General features: G+C 67.0%; 19 protein-coding genes. 9 read left to right on the top strand and 10 right to left on the bottom strand.

Features of this window, described 5'->3' with window-relative positions; all coding sequences use genetic code 11:
- Window positions 1–145: 145 nt before the first annotated feature.
- Window positions 146–985, top strand: coding sequence for a type IV toxin-antitoxin system AbiEi family antitoxin (locus tag G6N09_RS05955; RefSeq protein ID WP_083027964.1), 840 nt, complete (start codon window positions 146–148; stop codon window positions 983–985).
- A 70-nt stretch (window positions 986–1055) separates the two neighbouring features.
- Here G6N09_RS05955 and G6N09_RS20245 read toward each other — a convergent pair whose 3' ends face one another.
- The 5 genes from G6N09_RS20245 to G6N09_RS05930 all read right to left on the bottom strand — a co-directional run bounded on the left by G6N09_RS20245 (window position 1056) and on the right by G6N09_RS05930 (window position 7580).
- Window positions 1056–2543 (bottom strand): PPE family protein, encoded by a 1488-nt coding sequence (locus G6N09_RS20245; protein WP_083027975.1) that lies wholly within the window; start codon window positions 2541–2543, stop codon window positions 1056–1058.
- 80 nt (window positions 2544–2623) lie between these two features.
- Window positions 2624–3484, bottom strand: a complete 861-nt coding sequence (locus G6N09_RS05945; protein ID WP_083027963.1) for an enoyl-CoA hydratase ChsH3 — start codon at window positions 3482–3484, stop codon at window positions 2624–2626.
- 1 nt (window position 3485) lies between these two features.
- Window positions 3486–5177, bottom strand: coding sequence for a 3-oxosteroid 1-dehydrogenase (kstD, locus tag G6N09_RS05940; RefSeq protein WP_179959878.1), 1692 nt, complete (start codon window positions 5175–5177; stop codon window positions 3486–3488).
- A 172-nt stretch (window positions 5178–5349) separates the two neighbouring features.
- On the bottom strand, window positions 5350–6879 hold the full coding sequence (locus G6N09_RS05935) for a TIM-barrel domain-containing protein (protein WP_163752676.1): 1530 nt from the start codon (window positions 6877–6879) through the stop codon (window positions 5350–5352).
- Window positions 6879–7580 (bottom strand): hypothetical protein, encoded by a 702-nt coding sequence (locus G6N09_RS05930; RefSeq protein ID WP_163752674.1) that lies wholly within the window; start codon window positions 7578–7580, stop codon window positions 6879–6881. Before G6N09_RS05930 ends, G6N09_RS05935 begins: the two co-directional genes overlap by 1 nt.
- A 201-nt stretch (window positions 7581–7781) precedes the next feature.
- Here G6N09_RS05930 and G6N09_RS05925 point away from each other — a divergent pair, with 201 nt between their 5' ends.
- Genes G6N09_RS05925 through G6N09_RS05905 form a run of 5 tightly spaced genes read left to right on the top strand, consistent with a single transcriptional unit; the run spans window position 7782 to window position 12921 of the window.
- Entirely contained in the window at window positions 7782–8567 is a 786-nt protein-coding gene (locus tag G6N09_RS05925; protein ID WP_083027960.1) for a 2-keto-4-pentenoate hydratase, read from the top strand.
- A gap of 20 nt (window positions 8568–8587) precedes the next feature.
- Window positions 8588–9520: an acetaldehyde dehydrogenase (acetylating) gene (locus G6N09_RS05920; RefSeq protein WP_163752644.1), complete on the top strand. Its 933-nt coding sequence runs from the start codon at window positions 8588–8590 to the stop codon at window positions 9518–9520.
- Window positions 9517–10545: a 4-hydroxy-2-oxovalerate aldolase gene (gene dmpG, locus G6N09_RS05915; protein ID WP_163752672.1), complete on the top strand. Its 1029-nt coding sequence runs from the start codon at window positions 9517–9519 to the stop codon at window positions 10543–10545. The genes G6N09_RS05920 and dmpG overlap by 4 nt, the downstream gene beginning before the upstream one ends.
- 7 nt (window positions 10546–10552) lie before the next feature.
- Window positions 10553–12631 (top strand): RecQ family ATP-dependent DNA helicase, encoded by a 2079-nt coding sequence (locus G6N09_RS05910; RefSeq protein WP_083027319.1) that lies wholly within the window; start codon window positions 10553–10555, stop codon window positions 12629–12631.
- Window positions 12632–12651: 20 nt separating this feature from the next.
- Window positions 12652–12921, top strand: a complete 270-nt coding sequence (locus G6N09_RS05905) for a heme-binding protein (protein WP_083027317.1) — start codon at window positions 12652–12654, stop codon at window positions 12919–12921.
- On the opposite strand, the gene G6N09_RS05900 is transcribed toward G6N09_RS05905, so the two are convergent.
- From G6N09_RS05900 to G6N09_RS05885, 4 genes are read right to left on the bottom strand one after another with little or no spacing between them, the layout of a single operon-like run.
- Complete coding sequence (locus G6N09_RS05900; protein ID WP_083027315.1) at window positions 12896–13615, bottom strand: EthD domain-containing protein; 720 nt, start codon at window positions 13613–13615, stop codon at window positions 12896–12898. The genes G6N09_RS05905 and G6N09_RS05900 overlap by 26 nt on opposite strands.
- Window positions 13616–13627: 12 nt before the next feature.
- Window positions 13628–14569, bottom strand: a complete 942-nt coding sequence (locus G6N09_RS05895) for a TIGR03619 family F420-dependent LLM class oxidoreductase (RefSeq protein WP_083027313.1) — start codon at window positions 14567–14569, stop codon at window positions 13628–13630.
- Window positions 14566–15024 (bottom strand): nuclear transport factor 2 family protein, encoded by a 459-nt coding sequence (locus G6N09_RS05890; RefSeq protein ID WP_083027311.1) that lies wholly within the window; start codon window positions 15022–15024, stop codon window positions 14566–14568. The genes G6N09_RS05895 and G6N09_RS05890 overlap by 4 nt, the downstream gene beginning before the upstream one ends.
- Window positions 15021–15956 (bottom strand): IclR family transcriptional regulator, encoded by a 936-nt coding sequence (locus G6N09_RS05885; protein ID WP_083027308.1) that lies wholly within the window; start codon window positions 15954–15956, stop codon window positions 15021–15023. Before G6N09_RS05885 ends, G6N09_RS05890 begins: the two co-directional genes overlap by 4 nt.
- 94 nt (window positions 15957–16050) lie before the next feature.
- Here G6N09_RS05885 and G6N09_RS05880 point away from each other — a divergent pair, with 94 nt between their 5' ends.
- The 3 genes from G6N09_RS05880 to G6N09_RS05870 are packed head-to-tail and all read left to right on the top strand — an operon-like array spanning window position 16051 to window position 19111.
- Window positions 16051–17181 carry a hypothetical protein gene (locus tag G6N09_RS05880; protein WP_083027306.1) on the top strand — a complete coding sequence of 377 codons (1131 nt, stop codon included), beginning with the start codon at window positions 16051–16053 and terminating at the stop codon, window positions 17179–17181.
- A gap of 2 nt (window positions 17182–17183) precedes the next feature.
- On the top strand, window positions 17184–17966 hold the full coding sequence (locus tag G6N09_RS05875) for an SDR family oxidoreductase (RefSeq protein WP_083027304.1): 783 nt from the start codon (window positions 17184–17186) through the stop codon (window positions 17964–17966).
- Window positions 17966–19111 (top strand): sulfotransferase family protein, encoded by a 1146-nt coding sequence (locus G6N09_RS05870; protein WP_083027302.1) that lies wholly within the window; start codon window positions 17966–17968, stop codon window positions 19109–19111. The genes G6N09_RS05875 and G6N09_RS05870 overlap by 1 nt, the downstream gene beginning before the upstream one ends.
- A 102-nt stretch (window positions 19112–19213) precedes the next feature.
- Here the strand turns inward: G6N09_RS05870 and G6N09_RS05865 are convergent, their stop codons facing one another.
- Window positions 19214–19690 (bottom strand): hypothetical protein, encoded by a 477-nt coding sequence (locus tag G6N09_RS05865; protein WP_083027299.1) that lies wholly within the window; start codon window positions 19688–19690, stop codon window positions 19214–19216.

The following is a 19690-nucleotide window of genomic DNA, read 5'->3' as shown; positions in this document are numbered from 1 at the left end:
GCCCGCCGAACGTGAAGTTGGCTTGACGTTGGACGGTCGAGCGTGAAGCCAGCTTCACGCTGGGCAGGGGTGTGAATGCGGCGGGGTGTGGATAGCCCAGCGGAGTGAAGTGACGGCTCGCGAAGCCGGGTGAGACGCTGCCGTCGTGGCAGACCCGTTCATCGGCAGCGAGGCGCTTGACGCTGGACTGGTGACGCCGGGGCAATTGATCACGGGTCACGTCAGGGTGTTTCGTGATGTGTACCTGCACAGGGATATCGAGGTCACCGCGGTCGACCGGGCCAGAGCGGGGTGGCTCTGGTCAAAGCGACAAGGTGTGGTCGCAGGTTTCTCGGCGTCGGCCCTGCACGGCGGCCAATGGGTAGGCGCCGACAGGCCCGTCGAACTCATCCACGGGAATCGGCATCGCTTGCCCGGTCTGCTCATTCGTGGCGACACCTTGCGCTGCGATGAGATCCAGGTGATCGACGGGGTGCCAGTCACTACGCCGGCGCGCACCGCCGTGGACCTGGCCTGCTGGTATCGGACAGTCGAGGCGGTTGCGGGCCTGGATGCGCTGGCTCGCGCCGCCGACTTCAAAGACGTTGACGTCCAACGGATTGTGGATCGTTGTGGGGGACGACGCGGCATCGTGCGCGCGCGGGAGTCGCTGGGCCTGGTCGACGCCGGTGCGGAGTCGCCGAAAGAGAGCTGGCTGCGGGTCATCCTGATCCGCGCCGGATTGCCTCCGCCGGTAACCCAGATCCCGGTCTATGACGGCTATTGGCAGCCGTTCGCAGTGCTGGACATGGGGTGGCTGGAGGCGAAGGTCGCTGCTGAGTACGACGGTGACACGCATCGGACGGACCACATCCGCTGGCGCAGGGACGCGAAGCGTCATGAGCGACTGCAGCGCTGCGGCTGGATCGTCGTCCGGGTGTTGGCCGGCGACCGGGAGGGCGACGTGATCCGCCGCGTGCGTTCCGCCCTTGCCCGCCGAGCGTGAAGGTGGCTTCACGCTGGACGCACGGGTGTGAAGGTGGCTTCACGCTCGGCGGGAGGGGAGGCCGCGCCGCTCAATCGTTGGTGGGTTCGCCCCAGCTCTCGGGCAGCAGCGGAAGGGTAGGACTGTCACGCAGACTGCTACCGGCCAGAGTGGTCAATCCTGTCGCGGGTACGCCGGCTTTGGCGTGTGCCGCGGCGAGGCCGAGGGGCCCGGCATTGCGATGCGATGCCTGGGCAGAGGGCACTTCGGGTGTGCCGTCGGCAAACACATAGATGAATTCGTCCGCGTGCCCGCGAGCAGCTCGGCGTCGCCGGGCCCGGGACCGATCCCGGGCGGTCTGGGCCGCCGCGGCAGCCTCGGCAGCCGCTTGCGGAGTCGACGCCTTGTTGGCAGCGTGCCGTCGTGTGACGGCGGCAATCTGACCCGTGGCACCAGGCGGCCCGATCACGTAGGGCGGGAAGAACGCCGGGCTGCTGGGTGCCGGTGGAGCAGCGGGCGGCGCGGCAGCCTGCGCCGGGCTGGTGGTCGGCACGGACGCAGACGACGGGGTTGCGGGTGCGGCCGGGCTGGGCGCCGGCGGGGTCGCCGACGACGTTCCAGCTGTGGGCAACGCGAGGGTGACCGGATCCGCGGCGAGGGCCGGGGCCGGTGCCGGCGAAATACCCGCCAGGCCGGCCAGGCCAGCGGCCCAGCCCAGATTGCCGATAGCCACGAACAGAGCCGGTTGGATCAGCGCAGGTGCGAACTGGTTCAGTGTTGCGGCGATCTGCGCGGCGTGGAAGGTCAGATCGGCGACGATCCACGAGAGATCGCTCATGAACGCACCCGGATTGGTCAGAAGGTCGTTCAGGAGCACTTCGGCGTAGTAGCCCAACTCGCCCAGCACCGCCCGCCACCACGCCGGGTCGGTGGGGTCCAACCCGTCGCTGGGGTGCTCGTGATCGTGGTCGTCACCGCCGTGGTCGTGGTCGTGATCATGGTCGTGCTCGTCGTCGTCGTGAGCATGGTCATGCTCGTCGTGCGTCACGATGGCTGGCGCCATGGTGCCCTGCGGAGCCGATGCGAGCGCCGCGGACGCCACCGCTTCGTACGTCGTCATCGTCGTAGCGGCCTGGACCCACATCCGCAGGTAGTCGGCTTCGTTGAGGGCGATGGGAATGGTGTTGATGCCGAAGAAGTTTGTCGCTACCAACACGCCGTGGATGGCGTGGTTGGCGGCCAGCTCGGGAAGCGTCGGCATCGCCGCCAACGCACTGATGTAGGCCGTCGCGGCCACCTCATGCTGGGCGGCATGGGCTGCGGAGTCCGCGCTGGCCTTCGCCAGCCACGCCAGGTAGGGCAGGTGTGCAACCAGGTAGCTGTCGGCGCTGGGCCCTTGCCACGCTGTGGCCTCGGTAGTGGCCAGCAATTCCCGCAAGGACTCGGCGATCGCGGTGTATTCCAGGCTGAGTAACGACCATGCTTCGGCGGCCGACAGCAGCGGTCCAGCTCCGGGCCCGCTGCTGAGTGCCGCGGAATGCACCTCGGGGGGCGAGGCCATCCACACCGGCGCGGTCATAGCGCACACCATATCGAAGATGAAAGTCATTTTCAATTAGGTGTCGACGCAGGGCGCGCGACGGTGCTTCCGGGGGCGAACTATGCCGAGACGAGCTCCACATCGTTGAGAATGGCGGCGTCGTCACGCGACGGTGCCACCACGTTGCCCACGAGCTTGCCGCCGTCCTTCCACAGTCGTGCCCGCAGGGTCTCGCCCGGGAAGACCACGCCGGCGAACCGGGCGCCGAAGGAGCGCACTGCGCCGGCGTCGCCGTCCAACGCGATGTCCACCGCCGCCTTGCCGGTCATGCCGTAGGTGCACAGCCCGTGCAGGATCGGCCTGTCGAACCCGGCCGCCGCGGCAAACGCCGGGTCTGAATGCAGGGGATTACGGTCGCCACAGAGCCGGTACAGCAGTGCCTGCTGCGGCGTCACCGGGATGTCGACCTCGAAGTCGGCTGCCCGGTCGGGCAGTTCGCTGCTGGTCGACGGCCCCCGTTCACCGCCGAAGCCGCCTTCGCCACGGGCGAAGATGGACCGATGCTGCGTCCACAGCGGCGTGCCGTCGGTACTGGTCACCGAGGTCTCCAAGACCACGACGGCGGCCTTGCCCTTGTCCCAGACCTCGACGATCCGGCTGACGGCGCGGGCGCTGCCCGACGGCGGCAGCGGTGCGGGCACGGTCACCTTCTCCGAGGCGTGCAGGATCTTGGCCAGGTCGATCTCGATTCCTGGCCAGCTGACCTTGGGCGGGTTGACCTCATTGAACGAAGCCGCAACGCAGCCGAAGGTGGGCAGCACCTGCGGGTTGCCGTCGACGACGTAGCTCAGTTCGCGCGGGTCCATCGGATCCGAACCGGCGCCCAGCGCCAGGTTGTAGAGCTGAACATTCGTCGACGTCCAGGAGAATTCGGTCGCGCCGAACTCCGCGCCCAGGGCTGCCTTCAGGTCGATCGGCATGTCAGGCCTTCCCGGCAATGTCGAGTGCGGCCAGGTAGCCGAAGGTCATGGCCGGTCCAATGGTGCCGCCCGGGCCCGGATAGGTGTGGCCCATCACCGGAGCGCTGACGTTTCCGGCCGCATACAGTCCGGCGATCACGCTGCCGTCATCGCGCAGTGCCCGGCCGTTCACGTCGGTGCGGATCCCGCCCTTGGTGCCCAGGTCGCCCGGAACCATCTTGGCCGCGTAGAACGGCCCCTGCGCAATCTGGCCCAGATTCGGGTTCGGCTTGTTGGTCGGGTCGCCGTAGTAGCGGTCATAGGCGCTCTCGCCGCGGTGGAAGTCCTCGTCCACGCCGGCGCGGGCGAACTCGTTGAACCGCTCGACAGTCGCGGCCAGCGCGGCCGCCGGCACGCCGGTCTTGGTGGCCAGCTCTTCCAAGGTGTCCGCGGACACGATCACACCGGACTCCAGCCACTTCTTCGGGATCCGTTGTCCCGGTTGCAGACCGGCGAAGATGTAGTTGTTGCGGTAACGCTGGTCGAAGATGAGCCAGGCCGGGATGTTCTCGCCGGGACCGGGGCCCTGACCGAATTCGCCGCCATACATGTGGTGGCAGGCCTCGACGTAGGGCATCGACTCGTTCATGAACCGCTTGCCGGCCATGTTCACGATGATCGATCCGGGGGAGTTGCGCTCCGACAGTGCGAACCACGGTGCTCCGGGCAGCGGCACCGTGGGCCCCCACCAGGAGTCCTCCATGATGTCCAAGGCGGCGCCCAGCTTCTCGCCGGCCAGGATGCCCTCACCGGTGTTGGCCTTCGCGCCGACCGTCCACTCGGTGGTGATCGGGGCCCGCTGGTACTTCACGCGCATCTGTTCGTTGTGCTCGAATCCGCCACTGCCCAGGATGACCCCGCGCCGTGCCCGGATCAGCCGCGGCTCGCTCGACTCGGAGTCTCCGGTGCCACGAACGTAGACGCCACGGACCACGCCGTCCTCGACGTAGAGATCGGTCAGAGCGGTGTTGAGCTCAACCGGAACCCCGGCGTCGCGCAGGCCGATGCGCAGCGGTGCGATCAGGGCGCGCCCCATGCCGACCAGGTTCTTGCCGGTGGCCTGCGCCCACATGGTGCGAGCGCCGACCTTCAGGCTGCGCAGCACGCCGCGCGGGTGGCGCTTGAGCTGGTTGAGCCGGACGTAGTCCTGCTGCATCACCACCACGTTCAGCGGCACTTTGCCGTAGGCCGGCTCCAGGCGGTCCATGTCGGCGCCGAGCTTCTTGGCGTTGAACGGCTTCGGCTCGATGGACCGGCCGGTGGGCTTTCCGCCGGGCTGCTCGGGGTAATAGTCGGCGTAACCGGGAACCCAGCACATCTTCAGCGGCGAGTGCTTCAGCACGAACGACAACATCTCCGGCCCGCGCTGCAGGTAGGTGTCGATCTTCTCGGCCGGAACCACATCGCCGACGATGGTGTGCAGATAGGTGCGTGCGGCTTGGATGTCATCTTTGACACCGGCACGCTGCAGCACCTCGTTGTTGGGGATCCAGACGCCGCCACCAGAGCGCGCGGTCGAGCCGCCGAAATGCGCGGCCTTCTCGATGACAATGGTGGACAGTCCCTGGTGGGCGGCGGTGAGGGCGGCGACCATCCCGGCGCCGCCGCTTCCGACCACGACGACGTCGTACTCCTGTTGGGCCATGTAGAACACGTTATAGAATTGCCCGGCCTAGACGCCAGTTGGCCGGACGAATTTCCTGGCCGGCGTGGGCACAGCGCTTCGCCACCCTGCGAGTAACCGGGTCATTCCGGCTTGGGCGCGATGGCCCCCCGAATGGGTAGAACGTGTTGTAGTTACGAATACGTGCTTGTGCACTCGGTGATCAGAATCCCGCGGTACCGCAGCGGCTGAAGTAGGGCAGGTCCGCCAACGGCGCCGCCACGGTCGCCTCGGACGGCCCGCTGTAGCTTCCTTCGCTGCCTTGCCGCTTCCAGCAACCGGGTGGGAAATAGACCTTCCGCGAGGTGGCGCCCTGGGTGACGACGGGAGCAACCAGGACATCGGATCCGATCATCCATTCCTGGTCGGCTGCCCACGCCTGCGGATCGTTGGGCGCGGCCAGCCACACCGGCCGCGACAGCGGCACGCCGGAGCTGGTCGCGGTGGCCCAGGTGGCGGAGATCATCGGGATGGCCCGCTGGCGCAGCTCAGCGAGCTGTCGGAAGGTGTCCAAGGTCTCCTGGTCGTAGTCCCACGGCATGTGGGTGCCGGAGTGCGCCCCGTGTACCCGCATGATCGGTGACAGCGCAGCCATCTCCGACCACCGCACGAACAGCTCCTTGGGGGTGGGGCCGGCCAGCAGGTCCTGATAACCGCCGATGTCGGTGCCATAGCCATAGGCGCCGGCCAGGCCCCGGTTCAGCATGTCCGGGATGAGTGCGGCCAGGCCAGAGGCCACCGAGAAGTCGGTGCTCTCGTCGCCCGGGAAGTTGCCACCTTCGTAGCCGGTCGACCCGGTATAGCCCGCGCGGTTGTAGAACCAGATGTGGCGGCCCGGATGTGATTGCTCGAAGGAATCCACCGCTTCACGTACGGCCTGCTGGTACAGCGCCGGGTAGGCGTTGTGCATGGTGGCCCCGGTCTGGCCGTTGGCGAAATACATGTCGGGCAGGGTCTGTTCGCCGAAGTCGCTCATGAACCCGTCTGCGCCGATTTCGAGCTGCTCGGTCACCGTGTGCTGAAACCATGCTTTGGCAGCGGGGTTGGTGAAGTCGATGACAGCGGCCTGCCCGCCGAGCGCCTGGTTGGGGGAGCCGACGATGTAGGGCTTGCCGTTGGCGTGGGTCGCCACGTAGTTGTTGGCCACCGCGTACCGGTAGTCCGCCGGAGAGGTGTTGCGCAGCGGATCCATGCTGACGAAGCTGCGGGTGTAGAGCAGGACGTGAATGCCGTGCGAACCGAATTCGCTGATCAGTTGTCGTAGGACCGCCGGGTCCAGGGTGAGCCAGGCCTCGGGGCGGTAGGCGGTGACCGGCAGGTTGTAGGCGACGATGTTGGCCAGGTCGCTGCGGACCACTTCCGCGTAGTCGGCCCCGGTCTGCCCGGTCACGATGCGGCGGTCCAACTGCGTGCCCAGCGCCCATGCCGGCGGGACACGGTGGCGGCCGTTGGCGGCGCTGAGTGCACTGATCACCTGTCCCGGGTCGCCGACGGCGACCTCGTAGTCCAGGTGCGCGGCGGCCACGTTGACGTGCCAGGCATCGGGTCGATCGGAGTCCAAATGCCAATCGGCCAACTCGGTCTGGGCCAGCAGGAAGCCGTAGCCTGCGGTCGAGGTGAACTGTGGTTGCACGTAGTAGGCGGCCCGCGGACCGCCGGGGAACAGATAGTGCGGGCCGCCGGAGCTGGCCATCAGGACATTGAACACCGGTGCCAACGGCCCGGCGCCGACGTTGGCCTCCTGCACCCAGTTGGTGAAGCGGCCCCATGCTGATCCAGTCCGTTGTGCAGGCCGCCGAAACCGGCGAACCGCTCGCCGGTCGGCGACGCGAAGCTGTCTCCCATCGAGACGATGCCCTGGGTGCTGCTGGGGACGACCGACACCCGCAGCCGGCCGGAGTCCTCGCTGAGAGTCACCCCCAGGGTGCGACCCGACGGGTCGTCGGTACTCAGCGTCAGCTCCAGGCCCTGTGGCAAGGGGCGCGTGGATAGCACTCCGGTGGCCGCGTACTGCATCCCGCAGCTGGAGGCCTCCCATAGGTCGCCCACCCACAACGGGCTGATGAGAAACGGGGTCGTCGAGGACGTACCCACGGTGAAGGTGAACGGTGTGTACCGGGTGGGAAACAGCCACTCGGACGGGGTCACGCCCAGCGGCTTCTGGGCTTCGTTTTTGACGAGCCGCGGCCCACCGTTACTGGGCACCTGCGTCAACACCGGTTGCCCAGCGGTGTTGAGCACCTGCATCGCGAACGGCACCTGATTGACGCGCACGGTGAATCCGGGACCGGCAAAGCTCAGCTCGCCGGGGTCCGGGAGTGCTGTGCTGGGTGGGATAACTGCGATTGCTGCAGCGGCTAGGCCGATACTGGTCACGACGGCCATCAACCGCATCGCGCCTCCACGGGTTTCACAAAGTGGACAGTTGTCCTGACAGTTGTTTCCTCGGCAGATCCTGGCGGCTGCAGGTCACATCGGTATCGCTGTGGAGCAACGGCCTCGTCTCAAGTGTCGGCGCTTTTAGAACACGTTATAGAATTACCGCTGAACGGCACGTTTTCACCGGCTCACCACCACCCGAGGGGACCATCGAAGATGCTCAGCGCCCAGATCCGTGCGGAGCTCGCTGCCGAGTTGGCGCAGGCGGAGCGCAGTCGGGTTCCGATCTCGCCGTTGACTGCGGCCCAGCCCGAGATCGACGTCGTCGACGCCTACGAGATTCAGCTGATCAACATTCGCCAGCGGATCGCCGAGGGAGCGCGCGTCGTGGGACACAAGGTCGGCCTCTCCAGCGAAGCGATGCAGCAGATGATGGGCGTCGACGAACCGGACTACGGACACCTGCTCAACGAGATGCAGGTGTTCGAGGACAAGCCGGTCAAGGCGTCGAACTATCTCTATCCCCGGGTCGAGGTGGAGGTCGCGTTCATCCTGGCCAAGGATCTGCCTGGCGCGGACTGCACCGAAGAGGATGTGCTGGCGGCCACCGAGGCCTTCGCCCCGGCGATCGAGCTGATCGACAGCCGGATCAGCGACTGGAAGATCAAGCTGTGCGACACCATCGCCGACAACGCCTCATCGGCGGGCTTCGTCCTGGGCAAGCAGCGGGTCAAACCGGGCGATATCGACATCAAGAGCATCGACGCTTCCCTGACCAAGAACGGCGAGGTGGTCGCCGAAGGCCGTAGCGACGCGGTGCTGGGCAACCCGGTCACCGCGGTGGCCTGGCTGGCTCGCAAGGTGGAGAGTTTCGGGGTGCGGTTGAAGGCTGGCGACATCGTGTTGCCCGGCACCGCTACCCGGGCCATCGATGTCCATGCCGGCAGCGACTGCGTCGCCGATTTCTCCGGGCTGGGTTCAGTCCGGCTGGTTTTCGAATAGATTCGAATAGAGGAGCTTTCATGGCTGCTAAGGCCTCAGTTGCGATTGTCGGGTCGGGCAATATCAGTACCGACCTGTTGTACAAGTTGCTGCGTTCGGAGTGGCTAGAGCCGCGTTGGATGATCGGCATCGACCCCGAGTCTGAGGGGCTGGCGCGGGCGCGCAAGCTCGGCCTGGAGACCTCGGCCGAAGGGGCGGACTGGCTGCTGGCTCTGGATGAGAAGCCGGACTTCGTGTTCGAGGCCACCAGCGCCTATGTGCACAAGGCGTACGCGCCCAAGTACGAGGCCGCCGGTATCCGGGCCATCGACTTGACCCCGGCTGCGGTGGGCCCGGCGGTGATTCCGCCGGCGAACCTGCACGAACATGTCGACGCGCCGAACGTCAACATGATCACCTGCGGTGGCCAGGCCACCATTCCGATCGTGTATGCCGTCACCCGCGCGGTCACAGCCCAAGGCGGCACCGTGCCCTATGCCGAGATCGTGGCCAGCGTCGCCAGCGTGTCGGCCGGCCCGGGAACCCGGGCCAACATCGACGAGTTCACCAAGACCACTTCGGCCGGCGTGCAGACCATCGGTGGAGCGCAGCGCGGCAAGGCGATCATCATCTTGAACCCGGCCGACCCGCCGATGATCATGCGCGACACCATCTTCTGCCAGATCCCCGAGGACGCCGACCGCGACGCGATCACCGCGTCGATCAAGGATGTCGTCGCCCAGGTGCAGACCTATGTGCCGGGCTACCGGCTGCTCAACGAGCCGCAGTTCGACGAGCCGTCGCTGAACTCCGGCGGGCGTGCGGTGGTGACCACGTTCGTCGAGGTCGAGGGCGCCGGCGATTATCTGCCCCCCTATGCGGGCAACCTGGACATCATGACCGCCGCCGCTACCAAGGTCGGCGAGGAGATTGCCCGCGAGATGGCGGCGGCAAAGGCTGGAGGAGCGAAATGAGCGACCACATCTTCGATGTGCGGATCACCGACACCTCGCTGCGGGATGGTTCGCACCACAAGCGCCACCAGTTCACCGCCGACGAGGTCACCGCGATCGTCGCCGCCCTGGATGCTGCCGGCGTGCCGGTGATCGAGGTGACCCACGGCGACGGCCTGGGCGGGTCCAGCTTCAACTACGGGTTCTCCAAGACCCCGGAGCAGGAACTGATCAAGCTCGCGGCGCAGACCGCCAAGGACGCCAAGATCGCCTTCTTGATGCTGCCCGGAGTGGGCACCAAGGAGGACATCAAAGAGGCGCAGGACAACGGTGGCTCCATCTGCCGTATCGCCACCCACTGCACCGAGGCTGACGTCTCCATCCAGCACTTCGGCCTGGCGCGCGAGTTGGGCCTGGAAACCGTCGGCTTCTTGATGATGGCCCACACCGTCACCCCGGAGAAGCTGGCGGCTCAGGCCCGCATCATGGCTGATGCCGGATGCCAGTGCGTCTATGTGGTCGACTCCGCTGGTGCCTTGGTGCTCGAAGGAGTTCGCGACCGGGTCCAGGCGCTGGTCGCCGAATTAGGATCGGCTGCTCAAGTTGGTTTTCATGGCCACGAGAACCTCGGACTCGGGGTCGCCAACTCGTTGGAGGCCGCACGCGCCGGGGCCAAGCAGATCGACGGTTCGGTGCGCCGGTTCGGTGCGGGCGCGGGCAATGCTCCGGTCGAGGCACTGATCGGGGTTTTCGACAAGGTCGGGATCAAGACCGGCATCGACTTCTTCGACATCGCTGATGCCGCCGAGGAAGTGGTGCGTCCGGCCATGCCGGCCGAGTGCGTGCTGGACCGCAACGCGCTCATCATGGGTTACTCCGGGGTGTACTCCAGCTTCCTCAAGCACGCGGTGCGCCAGGGCGAGCGTTACGGCGTGCCGGCGCATGAGCTGCTGCTGCGGGTGGGCCAGCGCAAGCTGATCGGTGGCCAGGAGGACCAGCTGATCGACATCGCGCTGGAGATTCAGCGGGAGCGGGCCGCGAAATAATCGCGGCATGACGACACGGCCGCAGGCCCAGGCGATCCTGGAACAGCTGGCCGGACCGCAGGCGCGGCTGCGCGACGACCAGTGGACCGCGATTGAGGCGCTGGTGGTGGCTCGCCGCCGCGCGCTGGTGGTGCAGCGAACCGGCTGGGGCAAGTCGGCGGTGTATTTCATCGCCGCGAAGCTGTTGCGGGCCGACGGCCACGGTCCGACGGTGATCGTGTCGCCGCTGCTGGCGCTGATGCGCAACCAAGTCGCCGCCGCGGAACGAGCCGGTGTGCATGCGGCCACCATCAACTCGTCGAACGTCACCGAATGGGCCGACGTGCAACGCCGGGTGGCCGCCGGTGATCTCGACGTGCTGCTGGTCAGCCCGGAGCGGCTCAACAATCCGGACTTCCGCGATGAGGTGTTGCCGGCGCTGGCCGCTAAGGCAGGGCTGGTCGTGGTCGACGAGGCGCATTGTGTGTCGGATTGGGGCCATGACTTCCGGCCGGACTACCGCCGGATCCGCACCCTGATCGCCGAGCTCGGCGCCGACATCCCGGTGCTGGCGACCACGGCGACCGCCAACGACCGGGTGGTCGCCGATGTCGCGGGCCAGCTCGGGGTCGGCGGCGGCGACACGCTGGTGCTGCGTGGCGGCCTGGACCGCGAGTCACTACGGATGTCGGTGGTGAGCGCCGGTGGACCGGCGCAGCGCGCCGCCTGGATCGGCGCTCATCTGGCGAAGCTGCCCGGATCCGGGATCGTCTACACGCTCACCGTGGCTCAGGCCCACGATGTGGCCGCCGACCTGCGGGCGCAGGGGTTCGCGGTGGCCGCCTACACCGGCTCGACCGACTCGGCCGATCGGGAGCAACTCGAGGCCGATCTGCTGGCTAACCGGGTCAAGGCGCTGATCGCCACGTCGGCGCTGGGCATGGGATTCGACAAGCCCGACCTGGGTTTCGTCGTCCACCTGGGGGCACCGTCCTCGCCGATCGCCTACTACCAGCAGGTCGGTCGTGCCGGGCGCGCCACCGCCAGCGCCGAGGTGATCCTGTTGCCCGGCACCGAGGACCAAGACATCTGGCACTATTTCGCGTCGCTGGCCTTCCCCGCGGAGTCCTTGGTGCGCAAGGTGATCGGTGAACTGTCACCCGATCAGCCGCTCTCGACCCCGGCGCTGGAAGCGCGGGTCGACCTGAACCGGTCGCGGTTGGAGATGGTGCTCAAGGTCCTCGATGTCGACGGCGCGGTGCGCCGGGTCAAGGGCGGCTGGCTGGGCACCGGCGTGCAGTGGACCTACGACGAGGCGCGCTACCGCAAGCTCGACGAACTGCGCCGGGCCGAGCAGCAGGCGATGCTGGACTACCAGGCCACTGACGACTGCCGCATGAGTTTCCTGCGTGCCCAGCTGAACGACCCGCAGCTGCGGGAGGGGGAGCGTTGCGGGCGCTGCGACAACTGCGCCGGGCCGCGGTTTGACGGCGAAGTGGATGCCACCGCCACCGCCGCCACCCGTGAACGGTTGATGCGCCCCGGCGTGGAGATCACGCCGCGGCGGCAGTGGCCGTCGGGTCTGGCGCAGCTCGGCGTCGATGTGGCCGGACGGATCTCCGACGGTCCGGAGCCTGGCCGGGTCATCGGCCGGCTCACCGATCTGGGCTGGGGCGCACGCCTACGCCGGCTGCTCGACGAGCCGGACCGCGAAGTGCCCGAGGACGTGGTGCGCGCGGCCGTGAGCGTGCTGGCCGGTTGGGACTGGAAGATCAGGCCGACCGCGGTAATGGGGATGGATTCGGCCACACACCCGCTGCTGATCGGCTCCTTGACCGACAGGCTGGCCGAACTCGGCCGTCTCACCCGTGTGGGCACCTTGCGCTATGCGCCGAATCGTCGCACCACGGCGGCGGCGAACTCCGCTTACCGCGTCGCCGCCCTGCAGGGATGTTGGTTGCCGCCGGATCTTCCGGCGGGCGTCGGACCGGTGCTGCTGGTCGACGATGTGACGGACTCGGGTTGGACTCTGACGATGGCTGCTCGGGTGGTCCGCGCCGCCGGTGCACCACAGGTGCTGCCGTTCGCTCTGGCCAGCGTGTCCTAGAACGCGCGTACCGTCGAGTCATGAGCGGTATTACTCGAGCAGTTGCGATCGGCTTGCTGAGCGTCGCGGGGGTACTGGCGCCGGTGGCCAACGCAGCGCCGCAGCAATGCGACCAGACCGTGGGGAACTCCGTCGACGCGTATCTGAAGCGGCATCCCGACGTCAAGAGCACCCTGGCGCATCGGGGGCAGCAGGAAGACCCGGGCGCGCCGGACCCGGTGCTGTCCTATCTGCAGCGACACCCCGACGTGCGCCAGGCGTTGATCACGTTGTCTCAAAAGTGTGTGTGACGAACGGGGTACGGAACACGTAGCGACTGGTGGGCACCGTGTCGATATTCAGGTGGGCGCCGAACGCGCTGACACTGGCGACCATCCGGCCCACCCGATCGGTGAGGTCGGCCTGGTCGGCCGCACCGTAGAACGCATACGGGTCTGACACCGCCTCGTCGGGGAAGTTCTCTTCGACGATCGCGTCGATGGCAGGCGCATCCTCGGTAAGGGCGCGGATCACGACGTTCTGGGTGTAACCGAACGTCGCCTGGGTATCGATTGCCACCTGGGTGTGGTCGATGTGCCAGCGGTGCAGCCACGTCGCCTGATCCAGATCAGCGGGCCGGCGCAGCAATGCCACGTTGGCCAATCCCCGGGTGCGGCGGCCCTCGCCGGGATCCGGCGGCGGCATCGGCATGGACTCGGTCACCAGATACGCTGCCGCCATCTCGGATTCGGATGCGATCAGCGCGATCGCGGCCTGGGTCGCTTCGCTGTAGTACTGCTGAGTCCACAGGCTGATGATCGCCGCGGCCGGCGGATTCAGCGTCGTCAGAGTCATCATCGAGTCGCGCACCGGCTGGTCGCGGACGTTGACCACGACCCCCGGCAGGCCCAAGTCCAGCAGCTGGTTCGCGATCGGACCGCGCATCCGCTGGCACCACGGTTCGCCGAAGTCGGCGCTTCGCGCCACGATCATGACCTTTTCCATCGATGTCTCTCCTTAACCGGTTGCGGCGCGGAACGCCCCGACGAGTTCGCGCAGCAGATCAGTGGTGCGGCCCAGGTCCTTGGGCAACGAGCAGGTGACGCGCACATCGGTGACTCCGGCGGCCACCAGAGCCGGAGCCGAGTCCGCGGTGGCCACGGCGTCGAGCGAGCCGTCGGCCCTCTTGACGGCGGTTGCGTGGCCCAATACCTGTAGGCCGCCCGGATCGCCGCCCAGCGCTGCGATGCGGTCTCGCATGGCCGCGATGGCGCCGGCCGGGTCACGCATCGCCGGCCCCCAGGGGATCCAGCCGGACCCGAACCGGGCAAGTCGGCGCGCCACCGCGTCGTTGACGGTTCCGCTGACCCAGATCGGGACACCGCCGGGGGCAAGGGGTTTGGGCATCTGGTGAATGTTGTTGAAGGACAGTTCCGGGGACGCGTATGTGGTGCGCTGTTGAGTCCACAGGGCTTGACACACCTCGAGGGTGTGGTCCAGGAGTCGGCCGCGACGTTCGAACGACAGGCCAGCCGCTTCGTACTCCTCGCGCTGCCAGCCGACGCCCACGCCGAGATCCAGCCGGCCGCCGGACAGCACGTCCAGGGTGGCCAGCTCTTTGGCCAGTACTGCCGGCCTGCGAAGGGCCGCCAGCAGCACTGCGGTGCCCAGCCGGATTCGGGTGGTGGTGGCGGCAAGTGCGGTCAGCACGATCAGTGGGTCGAGCCATTGGCCGTCGGGTCCGGTGGGTTGGCGCCCGCCGGCGATCCCGCCGAGCCGGGGGTCGGCGTAGGCGTCCGGGTTCTCGCCGAACACCACGTGGTCGGAGACCACCACCCGATCCACGCCTGCGGCGTCCATGGCACGGCCCAGTGCCAGCGTGGCGCCCCAGTCGTGGTCGGGGTCGTCGGTGAAAGTCTTGAGCTGAAACGAGATCTGGGGTTTGGACGGCGATGTCATGAGCGCACCCGGCCGGCCGGAAGTGACTCGATCGCGTCGATGGTCAAGCTGCGCTGAGCAATCCGCCAGTCCTGCTCGACGCGGTGGTAGATGTCGCGGTAGCGCAGATACCAGACATAGTCGGTGAGCGTGCCGCGCTGCTCGATCCAGTGATGAGCCACTCCGGTGATCTCCCCGGTCGCCACCGCGGCGGCCGAGGAGGCGGCGTAGACCTCGCCCAGGATGCCGTGGTGGGTGCGGGTCACCGTGGCCAGTCCGGACATCGCGGCTCGCACCCCATCGTGTCCGCGGTGGTACACGCTGGGCTCCAGCTGATCCGGCGGTTCGGGCAGGACCAGTTCGGCATCGACGGTGAAGAGTTGGGCCACCTCATCGAACCGCTGGGCGTCGACGTGCGCGGCATAGCGGTGCACGAGCCCGGACAACTCCAGTTGATCGGCCACCGACAACGTCATGGGGCCGAACCTAACAGCGGTGCGGGTTTGATCCCGCCGAGTTGTGCGGTGAGCGCATCGGCGGTCCGCAGGACCCCGCGTGCCCACTTGGTGATCTCGGTGTCGGTCAGCGCGCGCTGGGCATGGAGGGAGACCACCATCGCCTGGCGCTGATGGTGGTCATAGACCGGTGCCGAGATCACGCTGATGTCGTGGCGCCCCCGGCCCCCGGCCTCACTGCGCAGATAGACGCGCTCACCGATATCGGACACCAGTTCGCCGAGCAGCGCTCGCAGCTCGTCGGGCAGGTCACTGGACAGGCCTGCCATCAATGCGTAGAGGCGCTGGCCTCCTGGTGTCAGCCGCTCGACCAGATAGCCGTCGGCGCGGCATTCGGCGACGACGCTTTGCAGGCGCTCACTCTCCGACCGGAGCGGGATGGTGGGTGCCCGGGCGAGCCAGTCCCGCAGAGCGCTGTCATCCCACAACACGAACATCAGCCCGACCGGAGGCGCGAACGGATAACTCTGGCCGGCCTGAACGCCCAGATGTGCGTTCGGCGCTGCGACGAGCTCCAGCACGGTGATGCGATCGTCAACGACCGCGCTCAGCGCAGCGGAGGTGGCGAAGTCCGCGGAGAGTCGCCGCAGCAGCTCACGGGCCTCAGGACCGACCCGAAGCGCCTGCTGGGCGGCGCGGCCGAGCGAGATCAGCGCCGGCCCCAGCCGGTAGGTCTTGTCCGGGTCGTCGCGGGTCAGATAGCCCGCGTCGGCCAGTGCGGTGGCGATACCCAGGCAGGTGGGCTTGGCCAGGCCGGTGCGGCGGGCGAGCTCGGAGAGGCCGAAGCACTGGTCGGGGTGACGGGCGAGGAAGTCCAGAACTGTCACCACCCGTTCGGTCGGGGGAGAGGACCGCACGGCCTGTCGGGAGACCTCGGGTCCTGGCGCAGCCATTGCAGCATGCTACCGCGACGTCTACAGTCGGTTCGAGATATCTACCGCGTCGGTCCAATATTGGACCATCAGACGATCTGAGAGGTGTTGCACCATGTACTCCGAACCCCTGTCGGCCGCGATCGCCGAGGCGGAGAAGCTGGTCGCCGCGGCTCCGCACATCGAGACCGAGGCCGACCTGCTCGAGGGCCTGCAATACCTGGCTGGCGGCGTCGAGGCCTGTGTGCACGCTGCCTTCAACGGTGAGCGCGACCACCCGTTCCTGATGTCGGGCACCGGGCCGTTCACCAAGATGGGACTGGACAACCCCGACACGTTGTACTTCGGGACCGTGGTGCGACCCGGCAATGACTATGTCGTGCGCGGCACCCGGGGTACCACCACCGACCTGAGCTTCCAGCTGCTCGGCGGCGGCGAGTACACCGACGACAATGTCCCGGTCAGTGATGCGGCGTTCGACGACCGCGAACTCGATGTCGCCGATGACGGCACCTTCACCTGGCGGTTCCAGCCGACGAAGCCGGCGCAGCTGGTGATCCGCGAGGTCTACAACGACTGGGCCGCCCGCCGGGGCACGCTCTCGATCTCCAGGGTTGACACCGTGGGCACCGCGCCGCCGGCGCTGACAAAGCAGCTGATCGAAAAGCGTTATGCGGCAGCGGGTAAGCAGCTGATCAACCGAATCAAGACTTGGCTGGCGTTCCCGCAGTGGTTCTACCTCAACCTCCCGGTCAACACCATGGTGGCGCCGCGGCTCACCCCTGGTGGCTTGGCCACTCAATACTCCTCGGCCGGGCATTACGAGCTTGAACCCGGTCAGGCCCTGGTGGTCACCCTGCCCGTGTCCGATGCGCCCTACCTGGGATTCCAGCTGGGCAGTCTCTGGTACATCTCGCTGGACTACATCAACCACCAGACGTCGCTGAACGGCACTCAGGCCCAAGCTGATCCAGACGGCAAGATCCGGATCGTGGTGTCGGACACCAACCCCGGCGTCACCAACTGGGTAGAGACGCTGGGTCACCGACGCGGATTCCTGCAGTTCCGCTGGCAACGGGTGTCGCGGCCGCTGACCGAGGGCGATGGTCCGACCGTTGAGCTGGTCAACGTCGAGGATGTCGCTTCTGCCCTGCCGTTCTACGAGCACAACAAGATTTCACAAGAAGACTGGCGAGCGCGTATCGCGTTGCGGCAGGAGCAAATCGCAAACAGGATGCTGGGGTAAAGATGACTGGATTGCTGACGGGCAAAGTCGCGGTGATCAGCGGGGTCGGGCCTGGGCTTGGCAGCACGCTGGCGCACCGGTTCGCGGCCGAAGGCGCCGATCTGGTGCTGGCGGCGCGTAGTGCGGATCGCCTTGAGGAAGTGGCGAAGCAGGTCAGGGCCGCCGGTAGGCGCGCACTGGTGGTACCTGCCGACATCACCGACGACGAGCAGGTCGCGCACCTGGTAGAGGCGGCCACGGCCGAGTTCGATCACATCGACGTGCTGATCAACAACGCATTCCGGGTGCCTTCGATGAAACCGCTTGCGCAGACATCGTTTCAGCACATCCGCGATGCCATCGAGCTCAGCGGCCTCGGTGCGCTGCGCCTGACGCAGGGCTTCACCCCGGCGCTGGCCGCCGCCCACGGCGCGATCGTCAACCTGAATTCGATGGTGATTCGGCACTCGCAGCCCAAATACGGTGCCTACAAGATGGCCAAGGCCGCGCTACTGGCCATGTCGCAGTCTTTGGCATCTGAGCTGGGCGAGCAGGGAATCCGGGTCAACTCGGTAGCGCCAGGGTATATCTGGGGTGACACCCTGCAGAGCTACTTCAATCATCAGGCCGGCAAATACGGCACCACCGTCGACCAGATCTACGCCGCCACCGCGGCGAGCTCAGACCTGAAGCGCCTGCCCACCGAGGACGAGGTGGCCTCCGCGGTGCTGTTCCTGGCCAGTGATCTGGCCAGTGGGATCAGCGGACAGGTCCTCGACGTCAACTGCGGGGAGTACCACAACTGATGACCACTCGTACCAATGTCGGCACCGTCGACGATCTGCACGCCTCAGCCACCAAGATGGTGGGCCTGGACGACTTCGGCCCTGACGACGACAACTACCGCGAAGCGCTGGGGATCCTGCTGGACTCCTACCGCACCGAGGCCGACCTGACCGAACTCGGCAGCAAGATGAATCGTTTCTTCTTGCGCGCTGCCCTCGTTGCCCGGTTGCTGTCTCAGGCCGGCTGGAATGCCAACCCGCAGTACGTCGATGTCGCTATCGAGCGGCCGATCTTCGTCACCGGGTTGCCGCGTACCGGAACCACTGCGCTACACCGCTTATTGGGCGCCGATCCGGGTCATCAGGGCCTGGAGATGTGGCTGGCGGACTTCCCGCAACCGCGGCCGCCGCGCGACACCTGGGACACCAACCCGGTGTATCGGGAGATGGCGGCCCAGTTCGCCCGGCATCACGACGAGAACCCGGACTACACCGGGCTGCACTTCATGACCGCCGACGGCTTGGAGGAGTGCTGGCAGTTGCTGCGGCAGTCCCTACACTCGGTGTCCTACGAGACGCTGGCGCACCTGCCGACCTACTCTCGCTGGCTTTCCGAGCAGGACTGGACTCCGGTCTATCAGCGTCATCGTCGCAATCTGCAGCTGATCGGTCTCAACGACCCGGATAAGCGGTGGGTGCTCAAGAACCCGAGCCACCTGTTCGCGCTGGATGCGATCATGGCGGTCTATCCCGATGCGCTCATCGTGCAGTGCCACCGCCCGGCCGAGACCATCATGGCGTCGATGTGCTCCCTGGCGCGGCACACCACCGAGGGGCAATCCAACACCTTTGTGGGCGCGCGAATCGGTGCCGACGAGATGGAAACCTGGGCTCGGGGCCTGGAACTGTTCAACAGCCAACGCGCCAAATACGATCAGGCGCAGTTCTGCGACATCGACTACAAGGATTTCGTCGCCGATCCGCTGGCCACCGCTGCGGGCATCTACGACCGGTTCGGCCTGGCACTGTCCGACGAAGCTCGCCAGGCCATGGCCGATGACTATGCCGCGAGCAAGACCGGTCCGCGGGCTCCCAAGCACGAGTACTCGCTGGCCGACTATGGACTGACCGCCGAACAGGTTCGGGAGCGCTTCGCGGGCCTGTGAGCCCGTGAATGTGACCCGGGAACGCCCTTCGAGTGTGTGGTTTGGTCGGCCAAAGACGCGATCTGCCAACCAAACCGCACACTCGGCGGAGTTTCTAGTGGACTAGTCGATGCCGTCGCCGGGCGGCGGCGCACTGGAGATCGCCTCCAGATGCCCCTCGGCGACGGCATGCAGAATGCTCTTCGCCAGTCGGGGGCAGCCCCGGCTGCGGCCGCTGGCGTTGCCGGATTCTCGTTCGGCGGTGAAGTGAGCACATTGCTTCACCGCACCCGAATTCCACTGCACCGAGGTGTATCCCGGGCCGAGCTTCTTCACCTCGACGGTCGCGGTGCAGTGTCGGCATTCCACCGGCATCAGGCCCGAATGCAGGTACCGGTCGGTATCCCGTTCGGTCGCAGCGCGAATCGCCTCAAACCGCTCTGGAACGGCCGGGAACAGCGGATGCCGCGAGTAGCGGGTGTCGGGACCCGTCTCGTCGTCGTCGGACCGGTGTGTGTGGTCCTCGTGGTCCTCGTGGGCGCCCGAGAACATCAGCATGGACCGGGCCAGATCGCCGGCGTCGGGGACCTCGCGGGCCAT

The sequence above is a fragment of the Mycolicibacter minnesotensis genome (genome assembly GCF_010731755.1).
Classification (GTDB): domain Bacteria; phylum Actinomycetota; class Actinomycetes; order Mycobacteriales; family Mycobacteriaceae; genus Mycobacterium; species Mycobacterium minnesotense.
The sequence above is the reverse complement of the archived record's forward strand: the minus strand, read 5'-3'. Positions and strand labels throughout refer to the sequence as shown.

Coding starts and splice junctions, on each gene's coding strand:
- G6N09_RS05895 (WP_083027313.1), bottom strand. CDS start 14,569: ATGACATCGCCGTCCAAACCCCAGATCTCGTTTCAGCTCAAGACTTTC.
- G6N09_RS05900 (WP_083027315.1), bottom strand. CDS start 13,615: ATGGAAAAGGTCATGATCGTGGCGCGAAGCGCCGACTTCGGCGAACCG.
- G6N09_RS05920 (WP_163752644.1), top strand. CDS start 8,588: ATGGCTGCTAAGGCCTCAGTTGCGATTGTCGGGTCGGGCAATATCAGT.
- G6N09_RS05890 (WP_083027311.1), bottom strand. CDS start 15,024: ATGACGTTGTCGGTGGCCGATCAACTGGAGTTGTCCGGGCTCGTGCAC.
- G6N09_RS05945 (WP_083027963.1), bottom strand. CDS start 3,484: ATGCCGATCGACCTGAAGGCAGCCCTGGGCGCGGAGTTCGGCGCGACC.
- G6N09_RS05925 (WP_083027960.1), top strand. CDS start 7,782: ATGCTCAGCGCCCAGATCCGTGCGGAGCTCGCTGCCGAGTTGGCGCAG.
- G6N09_RS05870 (WP_083027302.1), top strand. CDS start 17,966: ATGACCACTCGTACCAATGTCGGCACCGTCGACGATCTGCACGCCTCA.
- G6N09_RS05875 (WP_083027304.1), top strand. CDS start 17,184: ATGACTGGATTGCTGACGGGCAAAGTCGCGGTGATCAGCGGGGTCGGG.
- G6N09_RS05930 (WP_163752674.1), bottom strand. CDS start 7,580: ATGCGGTTGATGGCCGTCGTGACCAGTATCGGCCTAGCCGCTGCAGCA.
- G6N09_RS05865 (WP_083027299.1), bottom strand. CDS start 19,690: ATGGCCCGCGAGGTCCCCGACGCCGGCGATCTGGCCCGGTCCATGCTG.
- G6N09_RS05935 (WP_163752676.1), bottom strand. CDS start 6,879: ATGGCCAGCTCCGGCGGCCCGCACTATCTGTTCCCCGGCGGTCCGCGG.
- G6N09_RS20245 (WP_083027975.1), bottom strand. CDS start 2,543: ATGACCGCGCCGGTGTGGATGGCCTCGCCCCCCGAGGTGCATTCCGCG.
- G6N09_RS05905 (WP_083027317.1), top strand. CDS start 12,652: ATGAGCGGTATTACTCGAGCAGTTGCGATCGGCTTGCTGAGCGTCGCG.
- G6N09_RS05880 (WP_083027306.1), top strand. CDS start 16,051: ATGTACTCCGAACCCCTGTCGGCCGCGATCGCCGAGGCGGAGAAGCTG.
- dmpG (WP_163752672.1), top strand. CDS start 9,517: ATGAGCGACCACATCTTCGATGTGCGGATCACCGACACCTCGCTGCGG.
- G6N09_RS05885 (WP_083027308.1), bottom strand. CDS start 15,956: ATGGCTGCGCCAGGACCCGAGGTCTCCCGACAGGCCGTGCGGTCCTCT.
- G6N09_RS05910 (WP_083027319.1), top strand. CDS start 10,553: ATGACGACACGGCCGCAGGCCCAGGCGATCCTGGAACAGCTGGCCGGA.